Source organism: Vibrio sp. MMH1-50 (assembly GCF_022347645.1).
Taxonomy (GTDB): domain Bacteria; phylum Pseudomonadota; class Gammaproteobacteria; order Enterobacterales; family Vibrionaceae; genus Vibrio; species Vibrio harveyi.
Genome location: NZ_JAKRGG010000022.1, coordinates 54,616 through 72,995, shown reverse-complemented (window position 1 = coordinate 72,995; position 18,380 = coordinate 54,616). Strand labels below are relative to the sequence as shown.

Here is an 18,380-nt window from a genome sequence, read left to right as displayed (position 1 = left end):
AGCCTACCTTGAGTCAGTCTTTACGTATTGTCTTTGCAGGTACTCCGGATTTCGCCGCCCGTCACTTGGCGGCGTTGTTGTCTTCGGAGCACGAAGTAATTGCGGTTTATACTCAACCAGATCGCCCAGCAGGCCGTGGTAAGAAGCTTACTGCAAGCCCAGTAAAAACCATCGCGCTTGAGCATGATATTCCGGTTTATCAACCAGAAAACTTCAAGTCAGATGAGGCTAAGCAAGAACTAGCGGATCTGAATGCCGACATCATGGTTGTTGTCGCTTATGGTCTATTACTTCCGCAAGTTGTGTTAGACACGCCTAAACTAGGCTGTATCAATGTTCACGGTTCGATTCTTCCTCGTTGGCGTGGCGCTGCTCCTATCCAACGTTCAATTTGGGCAGGTGATGCTGAAACTGGTGTTACCATTATGCAGATGGACATTGGTTTGGATACGGGTGACATGCTTAAAATCGCAACGTTACCGATTGAAGCAAGCGACACTAGTGCATCAATGTACGAAAAACTCGCAGGTTTAGGTCCAGATGCGCTGATTGATTGTTTAGCAGACATCGCAACCGGCAAAGCAGAGCCCGTGAAACAAGACGACGAGCTAGCAAACTATGCGAAGAAGCTGAGCAAAGAAGAAGCGCGCATTGATTGGAACGATGATGCAGCGCACATTGAACGTTGTGTTCGCGCATTCAACCCATGGCCAATGAGCCACTTTGAAGCGGCTGAAAACAGCATCAAAGTATGGGAAAGTCGTGTTGCGGATCAAACCAGCGACAAGCCAGCAGGCACCATTTTGCAAGCGGACAAAACCGGTATTTATGTTGCGACAGGCAACGGTGTATTGGTTCTGGAACAACTGCAAGTTCCGGGCAAAAAAGCCATGTCAGTTCAAGACATTTTGAACTCACGTGCATCTTGGTTTGAAGTTGGCACTCAACTGGTTTAAAAACCAGATAACCGCGTCAAAGACCAATAATACGAACTTTTAGAGGGCAGAGATGCCCTCCTTTACTTTAAGGTACTTATCATGAATGTTCGCGCTGCGGCTGCCAACGTCTTGTATCTTGTCGTCGACAAGGGCCACTCACTTTCAAGCGCTCTTCCAGCGGCTCAACAAAACGTACGACCACGTGATCACGCTCTTTTGCAAGAAATTTGCTATGGTGCTCTACGTTACCTCCCTCGCCTAGAAATGATTGCAAACCAGTTGATGGACAAGCCGCTAAAAGGCAAACAACGCGTTTTCCATCACCTGATTTTGGTTGGCATTTACCAATTGAGCTTTATGCGTATTCCTGCACACGCTGCAGTGGGTGAAACGGTTGAAGGTACTAAAGAGTTGAAAGGCCCCCGCTTGCGCGGTCTTATCAACGCAGTATTGCGTAACTACCAGCGCAACCAAGAAGAACTGGATCAAATGGCTGTCAGCAACAATGCGGGCAAGTACGGTCACCCGAGCTGGTTACTTAAACTGCTGCAAGAAGCTTACCCACAACAATGGGAAAGCATTGTTGAAGCCAACAACCAGAAAGCGCCAATGTGGCTGCGTGTAAACCACCAGCACCACACTCGTGATGAATACCTTGCGCTACTCAAAAATGAAAACATTGATAGCACGCCACACACACAAGCAATGGACGCCCTAAAATTGGCGGCGCCATGCGATGTGATGAAACTGCCGGGCTTTGAAAAAGGTTGGGTATCGGTGCAAGATGCGGCAGCGCAGCTGTCGATTAACTATCTTGAGCCAAAAGATGGCGAGCTGATCCTAGACTGCTGCGCAGCACCAGGCGGTAAGACAGCGCACATTCTTGAGCGTACATCTGGTAGTGAAGTGGTTGCCATTGATTGCGATGACACGCGCCTTAAACGTGTGCACGAAAACCTGAAGCGCCTCAACCTTCAAGCAAAAGTGGTTTGCGGCGATGCGCGTAATCCTCAAGAATGGTGGCAAGGCGAACAATTTGATCGCATTTTGCTGGATGCTCCGTGTTCTGCAACTGGCGTGATTCGTCGTCACCCAGACATCAAATGGCTACGTCGTGCTGATGATATTGCCGCACTTGCGGATCTACAGAGCGAAATTTTTGATGCAATGTGGGCGCAACTAAAACCTGGCGGCACCATGGTTTACGCGACTTGTTCAATCACACCACAAGAAAACGTGGAACAAGTAAAAGCGTTCTTAGCACGTACTGCAGACGCGCAATTAGTGGACTCCGATCCAAAGCAACCTGGTCGTCAGATTCTACCAGGCGAAGAAGATATGGATGGTTTCTACTACGCAGTGCTAACAAAAAAACACGCGTAACAGCATGCTAAATAGGGCGATTGAAGTGAATTCAATCGCCTTTTTCAGATAACGAGTAAAGAGTATGAAGATCATTATTCTTGGTGCTGGTCAGGTTGGCGGCACACTGGCGGAAAACCTAGTTGGTGAGAACAACGACATCACCATCGTCGACAAAAATGGCGACCGACTGCGTGAGTTACAAGACAAATACGACCTACGAGTGGTCAACGGTCACGCAAGCCACCCAGATGTTCTGCACGAAGCCGGTGCGCAAGACGCCGATATGCTTGTCGCAGTAACCAACACCGATGAGACCAACATGGCAGCGTGTCAAGTTGCGTTCACTCTGTTCAATACCCCAAACCGTGTTGCACGTATTCGTTCTCCAGAGTATCTGGCAGAAAAAGAAGCCCTATTTAAGTCTGGTGCCATTCCTGTCGATCACCTTATCGCACCAGAAGAGCTGGTAACGAGCTACATCGAGCGCCTCATCCAATACCCAGGCGCACTGCAAGTGGTAAGCTTTGCCGAGCAGAAAGTCAGCCTAGTAGCCGTTAAAGCCTATTACGGTGGTCCGCTTGTGGGCAACGCTCTGTCTGCCTTGCGTGAGCACATGCCACACATCGATACTCGTGTTGCTGCGATTTTCCGTCAGGGTCGTCCTATTCGTCCACAAGGCACTACCATCATTGAAGCTGATGATGAGGTGTTCTTCGTTGCAGCAAGTAACCACATTCGCTCGGTAATGAGTGAGCTTCAGCGACTTGAGAAGCCTTACCGCCGCATCATGATTGTTGGCGGTGGTAACATCGGTGCAAGTTTAGCCAAACGCCTTGAACAAACTTACAGCGTGAAGCTGATCGAACGTAACTATCAGCGTGCAGAAAAGCTGTCCGAGCAACTAGAAAATACCATCGTCTTCTGTGGCGATGCGGCAGATCAAGAACTGCTGACTGAAGAAAACATTGACCAAGTAGACGTGTTCATCGCGCTGACTAACGAAGATGAGACCAACATCATGTCAGCGATGTTGGCAAAACGCATGGGCGCAAAGAAAGTGATGGTGCTAATCCAACGCGGCGCTTATGTCGACCTTGTACAAGGCGGCGTGATTGATGTGGCAATCTCACCACAGCAAGCGACGATTTCTGCTCTACTAACGCACGTTCGCCGTGCTGACATCGTGAACGTTTCTTCACTGCGTCGTGGCGCAGCCGAAGCAATCGAAGCCGTTGCGCACGGTGACGAAACCACATCCAAAGTGGTAGGTCGCGCGATTGGCGATATCAAACTCCCACCAGGAACCACCATTGGTGCTATCGTTCGTGGCGAAGAAGTTCTTATCGCACACGATCGTACTGTCATCGAACAAGATGACCACGTCGTGATGTTCCTGGTCGACAAAAAGTACGTACCAGACGTCGAAGCGCTGTTCCAGCCGAGTCCATTCTTCCTCTAGGATTTTCCTATGGTCAACTTACGTCCCGTACTGTTTGTTATCGGGCTGGTTTTATCCAAACTAGCCCTTTTTATGTACGTGCCGACTTTGGTCGCGTTTTTCACTGGTACGGGCGGGTTCCTCGACTTCGCCCAAGCCGTAGTGATCACTCATCTCGCCGCTTTTATCTGTTTAACGATTGGTCGAACCGCCAAATTCAAACTCAGCGTGCGTGATATGTTTCTCATCACCAGTTTGGTATGGACTATCGCCAGTGCGTTTGCCGCACTGCCATTTGTCTTTATCAACCATATCAGCTTTACCGACGCCTACTTCGAAACCATGTCAGGTATCACGACTACGGGTTCGACCGTACTTAGTGGCTTAGACAACATGGCGCCAAGCATCTTACTGTGGCGTTCTATCTTGCAATGGTTGGGTGGTATTGGCTTTATCGTGATGGCAGTAGCTATCCTACCGATGCTTAACGTTGGTGGTATGAAGCTATTCCAAACCGAATCCTCCGATTGGTCAGACAAAAGCAGCCCAAGAGCTAAGACTGTCGCGAAGAACATCGTATTGGTGTATTTGATGCTGACAGGCTTATGTATCGTGGGATACTTGTTAACTGGCATGAACCTGTTTGAAGCGATCAACCACGCATTCACGACTCTATCCACCGGCGGTTACTCGACATCAGACGGTTCGATGAACCATTTCTCCAACGGTGCTCATTGGGTTGCGACCACCTTTATGTTCCTCGGTGGTTTGCCATTCCTACTGTTCGTAGCGGCATTACGTAAGCGCAGTATCGATGTCTTGATGAAAGACGCCCAAGTTCGCGGCTTTGCTTACCTATTTTTGTTCTCAAGCTTAGTGGTCGCCGCTTGGTTGGTACTTCGTGATGGCTACACCATTTTGGATGCACTGCGAGTTTCAATGTTCAATATTGTTTCAGTGGTCACCACGACGGGGTTTGGCCTGGAAGATTTCACAGCTTGGGGCGCATTGCCATCGACATTGTTTGCTTTCTTGATGATGGCAGGCGCATGTTCAGGCTCCACCTCTGGCGGGATTAAAATCTTCCGTTTTCAGATCGCGATGACACTACTCAACAAGCAAATCATGAAGCTTATTCACCCTTCAGGTGTTTTTGTTCAGCGCTACAATCAACGCCCTGTAAACGATGATATTGTTCGCTCTGTGGTGGCGTTTGGTTTGATGTTTTTCATCACCATCATCTTCATTGCTGGTTGTTTAAGTGCTCTCGGCCTTGATCCAGTCACCAGTATTTCGGGGTCGATTACCGCAGTTGCAAACGTGGGACCGGGGATGGGTGACATCATTGGACCAACGGGTAACTTTGCCCCACTGCCTGACACTGCAAAATGGTTATTAAGCTTTGGTATGTTAATGGGGCGTTTGGAAATTCTGACTATTCTTGTACTGTTCTTCCCTGCGTTTTGGCGCCGTTAAACAGACTCAAATAAAAGGTATAACAATGAAAACATGGATCACTCTGGCGACCCTACTCGCCTCTTCATCCGTTTACGCAGCTGAAGTCGTGAAGCTAGCAGATGGGCGCGAAGTAAAATTGAATGACGACTTCACATGGGAGTACGTCGTGAAGAAAGCAGCGTCTGAAAACACATTAGAAAAAGTTGAGGCGGTAGAGGCGGCTGCTGTTGTTGCATCAACAACAGCCGTAGAAGCAGTCACCACGCAAACCACTAAAGCACCTGAGATTGCAACAATTCCAGTCGTAAACAAAAAAGTGGGCACAACCATAGTCGTGAATGCGAAGAAGCCGACAATGCAGCTGTCCGACTCTGGTGTGGATGTGTTAATTGGTTCAGCGCGTTATGAAGACGGTGAACTGATCCTACCGACCTCAGTAACCAATCAAAGCTCACAATCGGTGATTCAGGTTGAAGTGGAAGTACAGGTATTCGATATGTCTGGCAAACCGTTGGCGAAAGAAAGCGTCACAGTTTGGCAATCCATCAAACGTATGGCAGACACTTACCTACGTCCGCAACAAGCTGAGCAAGGTAAAGCAATCAAGCTGGCAGTACCACAGTCGCAGCAATACCAGTTCTCGGCAGAAGTATTAGAAGTGAAGACCCGCTAATACAATAAAATATGCTTAGTCGAGTCTATTTCTATCAACTAGATAGGCTCGACAAAGTAGTAAATAGCGAAGAAATGGCATACACACCCCGCCAAAACAAAGCCGTGCCAAATTGCATGATTAAATGGGATTCGTTTCGCTACGTAGAAAATCACCCCAATTGAATACACCAATCCACCCGCCGCTAATAGTGTCAAGCCACCAATATCTAAATTAATCGCCAACTGATAAATCACAATCAGCGACAACCACCCCATCACCAGATACGTCATCAAAGACAGCTTCTTGAATCGATATACAAATGCAACCTTCATGATGATACCAATCAGCGCAATGGTCCAAATCACAATCATCAGCCCAATCGCTAATGGAGTACGCAGACTCACCAATAAAAACGGCGTGTAGCTGCCTGCAATCAAAAGATAGATGGCGCAGTGATCGAAGGTTTTCAGCCAACGTTTAGCTTTGGGGTACGGAATGGCGTGGTAGAGCGTGGATGCCAGAAACAGGACAATCATACTAGAGCCGTATATTGCCATGCTGGTAATGGTCAACGTATCCGCTTGGTGGTCGATCGCCTTGATTAAAAGCAACACCAAACCAACGATGCCAAAAATCATCCCAATACCATGAGTGATCGAGTTGGCTAGCTCTTCGCCCTGACTGTATTGTGCTTTCTGTGGTGAGGACATGAACGCGCCTATACTAGAGTTTCGAATATTCACTCTAGTATGGCACATTAAGCTTACACGTGTAAGCTTAAATTATGACTCGTGGGCAGCAGTGGTTTGCTCAAGATAATTCAGTACCAGCGGACCTACATCTTCTAATTGGATGCTAACTGGAATGCTCAGTTCTCGTTTAAGTTTGCCGCTGCCTAGTAGGCTCGCCAACATACCACTCGCCCCACTTCGTGTACGGTCAACTTCAAACCAAAGTTTAAGAGCCTGCTCGTCGCGATGAGCAACAAACTCTAATTCACGCCATACGCCATGATATGGCCCATCGGTTGGCACCATTTCAAACTCTTGCACGAATGGCAAATCAAAGCCTTTCACTTCTTCACACTCGACTTGGCGGATGCGCAAACCTTGCGATTCAAAAGCAGACAAAATGGCATCCATAAGTGGGTCAGGTCTAACGGTAAGAATGTCTTTGTCGGTAGGGTCGAGCGCCATCGCAACGTCTAGGCCGGTCTCTAGCCAAACTTTGGCATCACCAATGGTCACAGGCGTATTCCAAGGCACATCGAGTTTAACCTCAAAAGTACGGTCTTCGCCGGGATGGATAGTAAATGCGTATGGGAGGTTCCACTTAGCAAGCACATGCGTTTGCGGTACCCGACGCATGCTGTGTCCTTCGCGAGCTCCACGATCATCAGGCGCTTCTGCAATATAACGGCAACAAAGCTTCAGATCGATGTTGTCGATCGCTTGTTCAGTCGCTCCGCCATACACGTGGATAGAAACATCAACGCTCTGACCGGGATACAGTACATCTTGGTTTAGGATCGAATCGACCTTAGCACTGCCGATCCCAAAACTCGCAAGTGTCTTCTTCAAAAATGACATATGCACCTCCTTCGTAGAGATCTCATACTACTACTGCTGATCATGGGATCAAAACAAATTTTCGTCTCGATTTCGCACAGAAAACCATAAAATCCATACAATTCAACTGCTCAACTATCGACCAATTATAGCAGGAGTGCTAACCTATACATGATATGCATGCATATCGTTATTCCTGATGCATTATTTGGATTGGCGAGAGCCAGAAGAGCCACCCTTCAAGCAGTTGAAGCTCAACTCATAATGAATCAGGCCATTACATCGGCAATGGATATGCCTGGCAGTTAGGTATCTAAATGCGCCCAACAACAGTCAGGTTCGCACATACTAATCGTAGTGCAATGCGCCGTCGCAGTGGTTTCACTACTGCGCCAAAGGCAAAACAAGTTGCGCCAGCAATGACTCTGGTTGAGAAGACAGCGGTTATGCCAAGTGTTCCAAACAAAGTTATCAAAGCAGCTTAATTAAAAAGCGCGGCAATCACCGCGCTTTTTTCTTTACTCCCCTACCTTTCCTATTTGGTGTTCGCCAAGCAATTTGATACCTTTAGTAGCAAATAACACCTATAAATTCTGTGGAGAAAGAAATGAAGTGTCATCGTATTGAAGAGTTACTTGAGCTTCTAGAGCCAGAGTGGCATAAAGACCAAGAAATGAACCTGCTGCAGTTCATCCTAAAGCTAGCAAATGAAGCTGGTTATGAAGGCAAACTGGAAGATCTCACCGACGACGTGTTGATCTACCACCTAAAAATGCGCAACAGCGGCAAAGATGAAATGATCCCAGGTCTTAAGAAAGACCAAGAAGATGATTTCAAGACAGCAATCCTACGCGCACGCGGTATCATCAAGTAAACCGCTCAACACCCAAGTATTGATAAGCGACTCATTTGAGTCGCTTTTTTTTATAACTAAATCAAACAGTTTAAAAAGGTGGTTATAACTGTTCAGTCATTTATTAGGTTAACTGTACTGACTTTTGTTGTTAAACGTTGACTGCGTTAAAGAAACGGAATTGTTATTGATTGTATAATCGCCGTTCATCAGTATTTACTAAAATAATTATGTTCAGCCATGAATCATGGCATGGACGAAGCAGCAATGTCATCGAGCGACATCACTAGAAATGTCGCCGTACATTATAAAAAGCCTAAAGAAGGATGTGTGCATGAGTCAGGATAAGATTGATATCAAAGATGTGACTCCAAAAACCTTTAACCCGAAAACCCACAAAGGGAAAGGGGATCGTTTCAACCCAAGTAATCGAATCTATGTTCGAGAAAGTAAAGGCACCTTTCAGAAACTCCGTCGCTACGGCGGTTGGTTTTTATTGTTGCTGTTTGCATTGGTACCATGGATTCCTTACGGCGAGCGCCAAGCCATTTTGCTGGACATCGGTAACCAGCAGTTCAACTTTTTCGGCACAACGCTGTATCCACAAGACCTTACCCTACTCGCACTGCTGTTTGTAATAGCAGCGTTTGGGCTGTTCTTTATCACCACCTTCTTGGGGCGGGTTTGGTGTGGCTACTTGTGCCCGCAAACCGTGTGGACCTTCATCTATATTTGGTTTGAAGAGAAGCTCGAAGGCAGTGCAAATAAACGCCGAAAGCAGGACTCCAATAAGCTGACTGCAAATTTAGCCATGCGCAAAACCCTCAAACACATTGCGTGGTTTGCGATAGCCCTTGCGACAGGCTTTACCTTTGTTGGCTATTTCGTACCCATGAAGCAATTAGTCGTCGACTTTTTCACCTTTAATGCCAACTTCTGGCCCGTATTTTGGGTGATGTTTTTTGCTATTTGTACTTACGGTAACGCTGGCTGGATGCGCTCTATTATGTGTATTCACATGTGCCCTTATGCGCGTTTCCAATCGGCTATGTTCGATAAAGACACCTTCATCGTGGGTTACGACACCAAACGTGGTGAAAAACGTGGTCCTCGTTCACGCAAAGCCGATCCAAAGCAACTTGGTTTAGGTGACTGTATCGATTGTGATCTGTGTGTTCAGGTATGTCCTACTGGTATCGATATCCGGGATGGCTTGCAGTATGAGTGTATCAACTGTGGCGCGTGTATTGATGCATGTGACAACACCATGGAGCGCATGGGTTACGAGAAAGGTCTGATCAACTACACCACCGAACATCGTCTCTCAGGTAAGAGTACCAAAGTCATGCGTCCAAAACTGCTTGGTTATGGTGCGGTACTGTTGGTCATGATTGGCTTGTTCTTCTTACAAGTGGCATCGGTTGATCCAGCAGGCATGAGCGTGCTGCGTGACCGTAACCAATTGTTCCGCGTTAACAGCTCTGGCGAAGTAGAAAACACCTATACCTTAAAAGTGATCAACAAGACCCAACAAGTTCAAGAGTACGACTTGAACGTCGAAGGTTTGAGTGATGTCAGCTGGTATGGCAAACAAACCATTCAAGTTGAACCAGGAGAAGTATTAAACTTACCAATGAGCCTTGGCGCAGATCCTGACAAGCTAAACTCTGCGATCACAACAATTCAGTTTATACTCACCGATAAGAGCAACGAATTCACTATCGAAGTGGAAAGTCGATTTATCAAGAAGCTATAACTTCGATGATTAATGGAAAAAGGCTCAGCAATGAGCCTTTTTATTTATATGTCCCAAGGCACCTTCAACTTTGATGCCCTCACGCCAGACTTTATGTGGTACGCGTTAGAGAGCATCGGTATTCGAGCGGAATCTGGATTTCTCGCTCTCAACAGTTACGAAAACCGTGTTTACCAGTTCACCGATGAAGAACGCAAGCGCTATGTGGTGAAGTTCTACCGTCCTGAGCGCTGGAGCAATGAACAAATTCAAGAAGAACATGACTTCACCCTTGAATTGATCGACAACGAAATCCCAGTTGCTCCACCCGTGCACATCAACGGACACACCCTACACCATTACCAAGGCTACGGCTTTGCTTTATTTGAGAGTGTGGGAGGTCGTCAATATGAAGTCGACAACTTAGATCAGCTCGAAGGTGTGGGTCGTTTTTTAGGGCGCATCCACAAAGTAGGCAGCCGCCAAGCCTTCCAGCATCGCCCAACGATTGGCTTGCAAGAATATCTTTATCAGCCAAGAAAGATTCTACAAAACGCTAACATGATCCCAATGCATTTGGAGAACAGCTTCTTCAACGATTTAGACATGTTAATCAAATCGATTGAAAGCCACTGGCAGGATGGTTTCAATACCATTCGCCTACACGGAGATTGCCATCCGGGCAACATCTTATGGCGCGATGGTCCCATGTTTGTCGATTTGGATGACTCACGCAATGGTCCAGCAGTGCAAGACTTATGGATGCTACTCAATGGTGAGCGCCAGGATAAACTAATGCAGTTGGATATCGTCTTAGAAGCTTATCAGGAGTTTTGTGACTTTAACTCGGCAGAATTGAAACTAATCGAACCACTTCGCGGTCTACGAATGGTGCACTATATGGCATGGCTAGCAAAACGTTGGCATGACCCGGCATTTCCGCTCGCTTTTCCATGGTTCAATGAGCCAAAATACTGGGAAGGTCAGGTCCTTGCATTTAAAGAGCAGATTGCCAACTTAGAAGAAGCACCACTGTCTTTAATGCCTCAATGGTAAGTCAGGCCGAACAATTCAAAATGGAGATATTTAAATGAAAAAGCTGTTCGCACTGTTTTCTATGCTGATGCTAAGCCTGTCGGCACATGCAGCGCAATTCAAAGAAGGTGAACATTACAAAGTATTGGATCTAGAGGCATCGAAAAAGCCTGTAGTGACTGAGTTCTTCTCTTTCTACTGCCCACACTGTCATTCATTCGAGCCTATCATTCAGCAGCTGAAACAAAAGCTACCTGAAGGCGTAAAACTACAGAAGAACCACGTATCCTTCATGGGCGGAAACATGGGGCCTTCAATGAGCAAAGCATACGCGACCATGGTTGCTCTAAAAGTAGAAGATAAGATGGTGCCTGTGATGTTTAACCGTATCCACAACATGCGTAAGCCACCACGTGACGATGCTGAAATTCGTCAAATCTTCCTAGACGAAGGTGTGGACGCGAAAAAATTCGACGCAGCATTCAAAGGTTTCGCAGTCGATTCAATGGTTCGCCGTATGGACAAGCAATTTGAAAACAGCGGTCTAACTGGCGTTCCTGCAGTTATCGTTAACAATAAGTACCTAGTTCAAGCGCAAGGCATTAAGTCAATGGACGAGTACTTTGCACTAGTAAACTACTTGCTAACGCTTAAGTAATCTGTGCAAAAATAAGAAAGGGGAGCAATGTGCTCCCCTTCTTTATGTGTGTATTTTTATTTGTGTATTTCTTGCAGCAGTTGATCTTTCTCCTGCCAAACATCACCAAGCCATTGTTGGAACTGGCGTTTATACGGCTTGTCATTAAAATAATCGCCCAATACACGTTCGTCGACAGGAAGCACTTTCACACGCACGACAATCTTGGTCATACGCCCCATAAGAATATCTTTAAATGGCTTCTCCGTATTCTCTGGATATGCCAAGGTCACATCAATGATGTTCTCAAATTGCTCACCCATTGCCGCTAACGTATAAGCAATACCACCTGATTTTGGCTGCAACAAATATTGATAACCCGCTCGACTTTTACGCTGCTTCTCTTGTGTAAAACGCGTTCCTTCCACGTAATTCACTACTGTAGTTGGTGTATGTTTAAACTTGGCGCAAGAGCGGCGCGTCGTTTGCAAATCTTGTCCACGTTTATGTGGATTACGAAGCAGATATTCACGAGAATAGCGACGCATAAATGGCATATCTAATGCCCAACAAGCCATACCGATAAAAGGCACGTAAAGTAACTGTTGTTTTAAGAAAAATTTAGGCATAGGGATGCGATCTTTAAATACGCAGCACAGTACAACAATATCAGTCCAACTAAGATGATTACTGATCAGTAGGTACCAACCATCTTTCTTTAAGTTTTCTCCGCCTTGAACATCCCATTCAACGCGATTAAACAAAGCAAGGATGCCTGCATTGACTGTAGCCCAAACCCACATCATTTTGTTTGCAGCTTCGGTACCCTTGGCTTTGAGCTTTGCTGTTGGAAGCAAAAGCTTAAAAATGGCAATGATACAAATAGCGATGGAACAAATCGCAGAATTTATAATCACAAAAGAAGCGTTAAAAATGAGTAACAAATATGCCAACATGGTAACCAATCAGTAACTAGTGTACGTGAACAATAAAACAGCGTGTAATTATACGAATCCGTTGCCACATTGGAATATTTGTAATAATGGTCAGATTTGTTTCACTGTAAAACCGGACCAATGCTCAACTAACATTCTTCATTCGACAAACAAGGAGAAAGCGAATGAATCCAAGGCTAACCTTACTGCCTTTGGCTCTTATCGTCAGTACAGCTCAGGCTCAACTTGCTGAAACAGCAGGTTTTAGCGGTGAAATTTCGCTCAATGCAGGCTTCGTTTCATCAGAATCTCATTTCAATACCGATAATAGCAGCACCATCAACTCTCTCGATCAAAGCGCTGAGAGTGATAGCTCCTTTATTGCTGCGCCATTAGGCAACATCGCTTATACATTTGGTAGCAAACTCAACCAGCAAGTATACGTTGGTACTACGCGTGCCGATATTGCAGTGGGTACTTTAGCGTTCCAGTTAGGATATCAGTACCAATTGCCATCAGGCACAATATTAGATGTCTCTTACCTTCCTACCGTTTTAAAAGGTGAAACGTGGCGCAACCCATATAAAACAGGCTCTGCAAGACAAACCACTGACGAAGGTGGCAACGCGTACCGCTTCCAAATCAAACGCTTCTTAGATGACAACTTTAACCTTGATTTGGCATACGCAGACAAAGATGTGGAAAAAGATGAAGTCACTGACCGCACTTTAGCCCGTGACGCGAAAGTATATTACGTAAAAGGCGATTATCGTATCCCGTTGAGTCGCACATCAATGCTACAACCTGCTTTAACCTACATTAATCAAGATGCCGTTGGTGATGCCGAGTCATTTGATTCATATGGTTTAGACTTAAGCTGGTTCCAATTTATGAACCGTCACCGCTTTGCCTTAACCGCTGGCTACACAATGAAAGACTACCAATCAGCAAGCAACACGTTTGGTAAAACACGTAGCGACGACACATTAAGTCTGTTTGCGGCATACGAATACGAAAATGTATTCGATTGGCAAAACTGGTCGTTCATTTCTCTGGCTGGCTACAGCAATACCGATTCGAATATCACTTTCTACGATGAGAAAGAATATTTAGTTTCAGTTGGTATGAACTACAACTTCTAAGATCGATTCTCGCAGTAAATGGGATCCATTTGCTGCGAGTATAAAATGGACTGATCGTCACAATAAAAACAATTCATTGCTCAAACAATAGCCAATCGAACGCTCTTGTGGATAATATGCGCCCTATTTATTATTTGCGAGAGCCATACATGCACATCGATCCTCAATACGCTTCCGAACAAAACTTAATGAGCGTTCTTTCCAAGAACTTTCCGGGTTTTATCGCTGTGCGAAAAGAGACAGGTGAACATGTCGCCCTCAACCAGCGCTACCGTGCTTTCTTCGAAGAAGATATTCTCGGCATCAGCTTAGACAACATGATCACAGATTGTGATAACGAAGACCTACGAGATCTGTTACTTCAATGCAAACGCAACGACCAAGCTTTGATCGACAGCAAAGCCCCGATGCGAGTGGATATTGAAACCTTTCAAAATCACCACTTTGAATCGATGCGCTACCTTACCGAAGTTAATGGTGAGCGTCATATCGTATTGATGGCATGGGATATAACAGCGCGTATCGAAGAACAAAACCAGCTAAAACAAAGCCTACATTACGATCACCTAACAGGTGCATTAAATAAAAAAGCGTTGATGTCAGCCATACAAAAGGGCTGTGACTGCTGCGTTGTGGCTTATCTTGACTTGGATAAATTCAAGCAAGTGAACGACACTTATGGTCATGCTATTGGAGATAAAGTACTGATCGACTTTGCTACCTTAATGATGCAAAAACTGGGAGAGAATGGCACGCTCTACCGAGTTGGTGGTGATGAGTTTGTCGTCCTATTTGATTGCATGCCATTATCCAGTGCTCAAGACATCCTGTTGAATATTCGCCAATTTGTAGAAAATGATATCCATCTACATGGTATCTCATTCAGTTTTGGCTTGGTGGAGTGCCAAGAGAATCTTGAGCAATGTATCGAGCATGCAGACCAAGCACTCTACCAAGATAAACGCAACCGAAAGCAGGCTTAAATTTATACTGCCTGCGCCGTCAACTGTTTGAGTAATCTATCCATCGCTCGATACCCCAATGCTTCTGCAAGGTGAGTTCGTTCAATTTGTGGTGAACCTTCCAGATCAGCGATAGTACGCGCAACTTTGATGATGCGGTGATATGCGCGAATCGACAATCCCAAGCGGTGCAAAGCGTTCTCTAGAAACTCGGCATCGCTTTTTTGTAGCGGGCAAAACGCTTCAATCTCTCGACTGCCCAAGAGTGCATTAACCTTACCGCTGCGATTGAGCATATCATTGCGTGCTTGATTTACTCGTTCCTTGACCGCCGCTGTTGGTTCCCCTCGATCGCCCCCTTCAGATAATGTGCCTTTCGGCAGAGCAGGAATTTCCAGCGACATATCAAAACGATCTAGAAGCGGACCTGATAAACGTCCAAGGTAGCGCAAAATAGCTTGTGGATTCGTCCGTGCTTGATTCCCTTCATAATATCCTGTCGGACTGGGGTTTAATGCACCAACCAATTGGAATCGAGCAGGAAAGCGCGTTTTACCTTGTGCTCTAGAGATAATAATTTCTCCTGACTCTAAAGGCTCTCGCAAAGAATCGAGCACCTTACGGTCAAACTCCGGCATCTCATCTAAAAACAACAACCCATTATGAGCTAGAGATATCTCGCCCGGTCTTGGTACTGAGCCACCTCCGACTAAAGCAGCCATTGAGCTGGAATGGTGCGGAGCGCGGAACGGTCGCGTCTTCCAATTGTGTTCATTGATTTCACTTTGAGTCAGCGACGCCACAGAAGCGGTTTCCATGGCTTCTTCATCGCTCATCTCTGGCAATAAATCACATAGCCGTGATGCCAACATGGTTTTACCTGTACCAGGAGGACCAAGAAAAAGTAGGTTGTGATTGCCAGCCGCAGCAATTTCTAAAGCGCGTTTACCTTGTTGTTGACCAATGATGTCTTGTAAATCACGACCGTGCGTTTTGGTCTCTTTTTTCTTCGGGGTTTGATATAAATTCAATTGATGCTGACCACAAAGCTCAGCACACACTTCCAGTAACGATTGGGCTGATTTATGCTGCTCTTTCCCCACTAATGCCGCTTGATCACCATTCGCATGAGGCACCACTAAACGACGCTGTTTTTTGTTCGCAGCCAACGCAGCAGGTAGCACGCCTTTTACAGGTCTCAGCCCTCCAGAAAGGGCTAATTCACCAACAAATTCGTAGTTTTTGAGCTTATCTGTCGCGATTTGTTCTGAAGCAGCCAAAATCCCTAATGCAATCGGCAGATCAAAGCGCCCACCTTCTTTGGGCAAGTCAGCAGGAGCCAAATTGACCGTAATTCGTTTTGCTGGGAACTGAAAGTTGGAATTAACGATCGCACTTCGGACACGATCTTTCGATTCTTTTACTGTGGTTTCCGGTAGACCCACCAGCGTAAACCCCGGCATCCCATTGCTGATGTGGACTTCCACGCTTACCGACGGCGCTTGCACACCCACACTTGCTCGACTATGAATGATTGCCAGCCCCATAATTTCCTCAAATTTTTGTTCGTTATATAACCAGATGTTTTCTATATGGATATGTTATATAGCCTGTCCAGAATGGTACTTAATGTGAAAAAAGAATGACTTTTTGCTTGTCATGCAGCAGATTTGTGTGTTACCACTAGTGACGCAAACATTTTCGTAGAACATTACACACTACTTTTTAACGAAAAAAAGAACGACAGACAGATGAACTTATTCGCTCACAACAACTCACTGCTAGCCCTGATTATCGTGGTCATTATTGGCACCGCGCGGGGTATTGTGGGCGAAAGATAACCACAAATTACGAAAAACCCCCGCACTGAAAAGTCCGGGGGTTTTTTTACAACTACAAGTTGTCATCTGTCTAACCCTCAGACAGCTTAACGGGAAGAATGGGAGTGCACATGAAGTGCAAAACACATGGCGATAGCTACGAGCCACAACGTAGCAAAGGAGGTTTACGATGACCGGTGCAGAACTAGTCGTAGCCGCTTTAAGGCAACAAGGCATCGAAACGGTGTTTGGGTATCCGGGTGGAGCCATCATGCCGATCTACGATGCCTTGTATGACGGAGGTGTGGAACACATCTTATGTCGTCATGAACAAGGGGCTGCCATGGCCGCCATAGGGATGGCCCGCGCAACACAAGACGTTGCGGTTTGTATGGCAACTTCCGGACCAGGAGCCACCAACCTTGTTACTGGTCTTGCCGATGCCTTTCTCGATTCCGTTCCTCTAGTAGCCATCACAGGTCAGGTTGCTAGCTCTCATATCGGTACCGATGCATTCCAAGAAATGGATGTGATTGGTATGTCCCTAGCTTGTACCAAACACAGCTACCTAGTGACCGACATTGAAGACCTTGCTCCAACACTTGCCGAAGCGTTCGAAGTTGCAAAAACAGGTCGACCAGGTCCAGTGATTGTCGATATCGCCAAAGACGTTCAGCTTGCCCAAGCACCCATAGAACTTCTGCCTCCTTTTGTTCCACCAGCCCCTCCATTAGCAAGTGACGCCGATATCCAGCGCGCACAAGAAGTACTTGCCGCTTCAACTCGCCCAGTTTTATACGTCGGCGGCGGTGTACAGATTGCCAAAGCGACAGATGCAGTACGCGAGTTTCTACGGTTAAACCCAATGCCAGCGGTCAGCACGCTGAAAGGCTTGGGCACCATTGAACGTCATGACCCTCACTATTTAGGTATGCTGGGTATGCACGGCACTAAAGCTGCGAACCTAGTAGTTCAAGAATCTGACCTTTTGATTGTGGTTGGGGCTCGTTTTGATGATCGTGTGACGGGCAAACTCGATACCTTTGCGCCACATGCCAAAGTGATTCATATCGATATCGATGCAGCCGAAATTCACAAGCTTCGCCATGCTAATGCACCACTTCGCGGTGAAATCAGCAAGATTCTTCCTCAACTAGAACTGACTCAAGATATCTCCCCTTGGGTGCATCACAGCGAAAGTCTGCGTAGCGGATTCAAATGGCGTTACGACCACCCAGGCGAGTTGATCTACGCACCGCTACTACTCAAACAACTGTCTGACATGATGCCGGATAGCTCAATTGTGTCGACCGACGTCGGTCAGCACCAGATGTGGGCAGCACAACATATCCAACCACGCGATCCGCAAAACTTCATCACTTCGGCCGGTCTTGGCACCATGGGTTTTGGTCTGCCAGCCGCAATGGGTGCCGCGGTCGCACGTCCTGATGATCAGTCTATCCTTATTACAGGTGACGGTTCATTTATGATGAACGTGCAGGAGTTGGGCACGCTAAAGCGTCGTCAGATTCCAGTGAAGATAGTCCTTCTTAACAACCAACGTCTTGGCATGGTTCGCCAATGGCAGTCGCTATTCTTCGACGGTCGTCATAGCGAAACCATTCTTGATGACAACCCAGATTTCGTGATGCTTGCAAAAGCCTTCGATATCCCGGGCAAGACCATCACCAAGAAAGAAGAAGTCGAACCGGCTCTCAAAGAGATGCTAGAAAGTAAGACTTCTTACATGCTTCACGTTTTAATCGATGAGGAAGAAAACGTGTGGCCACTTGTACCGCCAGGTGCATCAAATAGTGACATGTTGGAAAACACTTAAGA

At 46.3% G+C, this 18,380-nt stretch carries 17 protein-coding genes; 13 read left to right on the top strand and 4 right to left on the bottom strand.

Annotated elements, in window-relative coordinates; genetic code table 11:
- Positions 1-8 precede the first annotated feature (8 nt).
- From fmt to MHO32_RS16245, 5 genes are all read left to right on the top strand, one after another.
- A complete protein-coding gene (gene fmt, locus MHO32_RS16265; protein WP_009701851.1) occupies positions 9-956 on the top strand; it encodes a methionyl-tRNA formyltransferase in 948 nt (315 codons plus the stop codon).
- Between the two features lie 81 nt (positions 957-1,037).
- Complete coding sequence (rsmB, locus tag MHO32_RS16260) at positions 1,038-2,321, top strand: 16S rRNA (cytosine(967)-C(5))-methyltransferase RsmB (RefSeq protein WP_239212941.1); 1,284 nt, start codon at positions 1,038-1,040, stop codon at positions 2,319-2,321.
- 64 nt (positions 2,322-2,385) lie between these two features.
- A complete protein-coding gene (gene trkA / locus MHO32_RS16255; protein WP_005429806.1) occupies positions 2,386-3,762 on the top strand; it encodes a Trk system potassium transporter TrkA in 1,377 nt (458 codons plus the stop codon).
- Between the two features lie 9 nt (positions 3,763-3,771).
- Positions 3,772-5,217, top strand: a complete 1,446-nt coding sequence (locus MHO32_RS16250; protein WP_005450983.1) for a TrkH family potassium uptake protein — start codon at positions 3,772-3,774, stop codon at positions 5,215-5,217.
- A gap of 25 nt (positions 5,218-5,242) precedes the next feature.
- Complete coding sequence (locus MHO32_RS16245; protein WP_005450985.1) at positions 5,243-5,872, top strand: DUF3157 family protein; 630 nt, start codon at positions 5,243-5,245, stop codon at positions 5,870-5,872.
- 38 nt (positions 5,873-5,910) lie between these two features.
- Here the strand turns inward: MHO32_RS16245 and trhA are convergent, their stop codons facing one another.
- Entirely contained in the window at positions 5,911-6,564 is a 654-nt protein-coding gene (trhA, locus tag MHO32_RS16240) for a PAQR family membrane homeostasis protein TrhA (protein WP_005450987.1), read from the bottom strand.
- Positions 6,565-6,636: 72 nt separating this feature from the next.
- Positions 6,637-7,443, bottom strand: a complete 807-nt coding sequence (locus MHO32_RS16235; protein ID WP_050907911.1) for a sporulation protein — start codon at positions 7,441-7,443, stop codon at positions 6,637-6,639.
- A 296-nt stretch (positions 7,444-7,739) separates the two neighbouring features.
- On the opposite strand from MHO32_RS16235, the gene MHO32_RS16230 reads away from it, so the two are divergent.
- The 5 genes from MHO32_RS16230 (at position 7,740) to MHO32_RS16210 (ending at position 11,703) form a co-directional block, all read left to right on the top strand.
- Positions 7,740-7,907, top strand: coding sequence for a hypothetical protein (locus MHO32_RS16230; protein ID WP_005450993.1), 168 nt, complete (start codon positions 7,740-7,742; stop codon positions 7,905-7,907).
- Between the two features lie 122 nt (positions 7,908-8,029).
- Positions 8,030-8,296, top strand: coding sequence for a YihD family protein (locus tag MHO32_RS16225; RefSeq protein WP_005450994.1), 267 nt, complete (start codon positions 8,030-8,032; stop codon positions 8,294-8,296).
- Between the two features lie 313 nt (positions 8,297-8,609).
- Entirely contained in the window at positions 8,610-10,031 is a 1,422-nt protein-coding gene (gene ccoG, locus MHO32_RS16220) for a cytochrome c oxidase accessory protein CcoG (protein WP_005450996.1), read from the top strand.
- Positions 10,032-10,079: 48 nt separating this feature from the next.
- Positions 10,080-11,066 carry a serine/threonine protein kinase gene (locus tag MHO32_RS16215; protein ID WP_050907930.1) on the top strand — a complete coding sequence of 329 codons (987 nt, stop codon included), beginning with the start codon at positions 10,080-10,082 and terminating at the stop codon, positions 11,064-11,066.
- Between the two features lie 34 nt (positions 11,067-11,100).
- Entirely contained in the window at positions 11,101-11,703 is a 603-nt protein-coding gene (locus MHO32_RS16210; RefSeq protein WP_005451000.1) for a thiol:disulfide interchange protein DsbA/DsbL, read from the top strand.
- Positions 11,704-11,759: 56 nt separating this feature from the next.
- Here the strand turns inward: MHO32_RS16210 and MHO32_RS16205 are convergent, their stop codons facing one another.
- Positions 11,760-12,638, bottom strand: coding sequence for an acyltransferase (locus MHO32_RS16205; RefSeq protein WP_017818137.1), 879 nt, complete (start codon positions 12,636-12,638; stop codon positions 11,760-11,762).
- Between the two features lie 164 nt (positions 12,639-12,802).
- On the opposite strand from MHO32_RS16205, the gene MHO32_RS16200 reads away from it, so the two are divergent.
- Both MHO32_RS16200 and MHO32_RS16195 read left to right on the top strand, forming a co-directional pair.
- A complete protein-coding gene (locus MHO32_RS16200) occupies positions 12,803-13,759 on the top strand; it encodes a DUF2860 domain-containing protein (protein WP_017190999.1) in 957 nt (318 codons plus the stop codon).
- Between the two features lie 149 nt (positions 13,760-13,908).
- Positions 13,909-14,742, top strand: coding sequence for a sensor domain-containing diguanylate cyclase (locus MHO32_RS16195; RefSeq protein ID WP_038897975.1), 834 nt, complete (start codon positions 13,909-13,911; stop codon positions 14,740-14,742).
- Between the two features lie 2 nt (positions 14,743-14,744).
- Here the strand turns inward: MHO32_RS16195 and MHO32_RS16190 are convergent, their stop codons facing one another.
- On the bottom strand, positions 14,745-16,268 hold the full coding sequence (locus MHO32_RS16190; RefSeq protein ID WP_005451005.1) for a YifB family Mg chelatase-like AAA ATPase: 1,524 nt from the start codon (positions 16,266-16,268) through the stop codon (positions 14,745-14,747).
- Positions 16,269-16,731: 463 nt separating this feature from the next.
- Between MHO32_RS16190 and ilvG the strand changes: the two genes are divergently transcribed.
- Entirely contained in the window at positions 16,732-18,378 is a 1,647-nt protein-coding gene (ilvG, locus tag MHO32_RS16185; RefSeq protein ID WP_009699088.1) for an acetolactate synthase 2 catalytic subunit, read from the top strand.
- Positions 18,379-18,380: the final 2 nt, after the last annotated feature.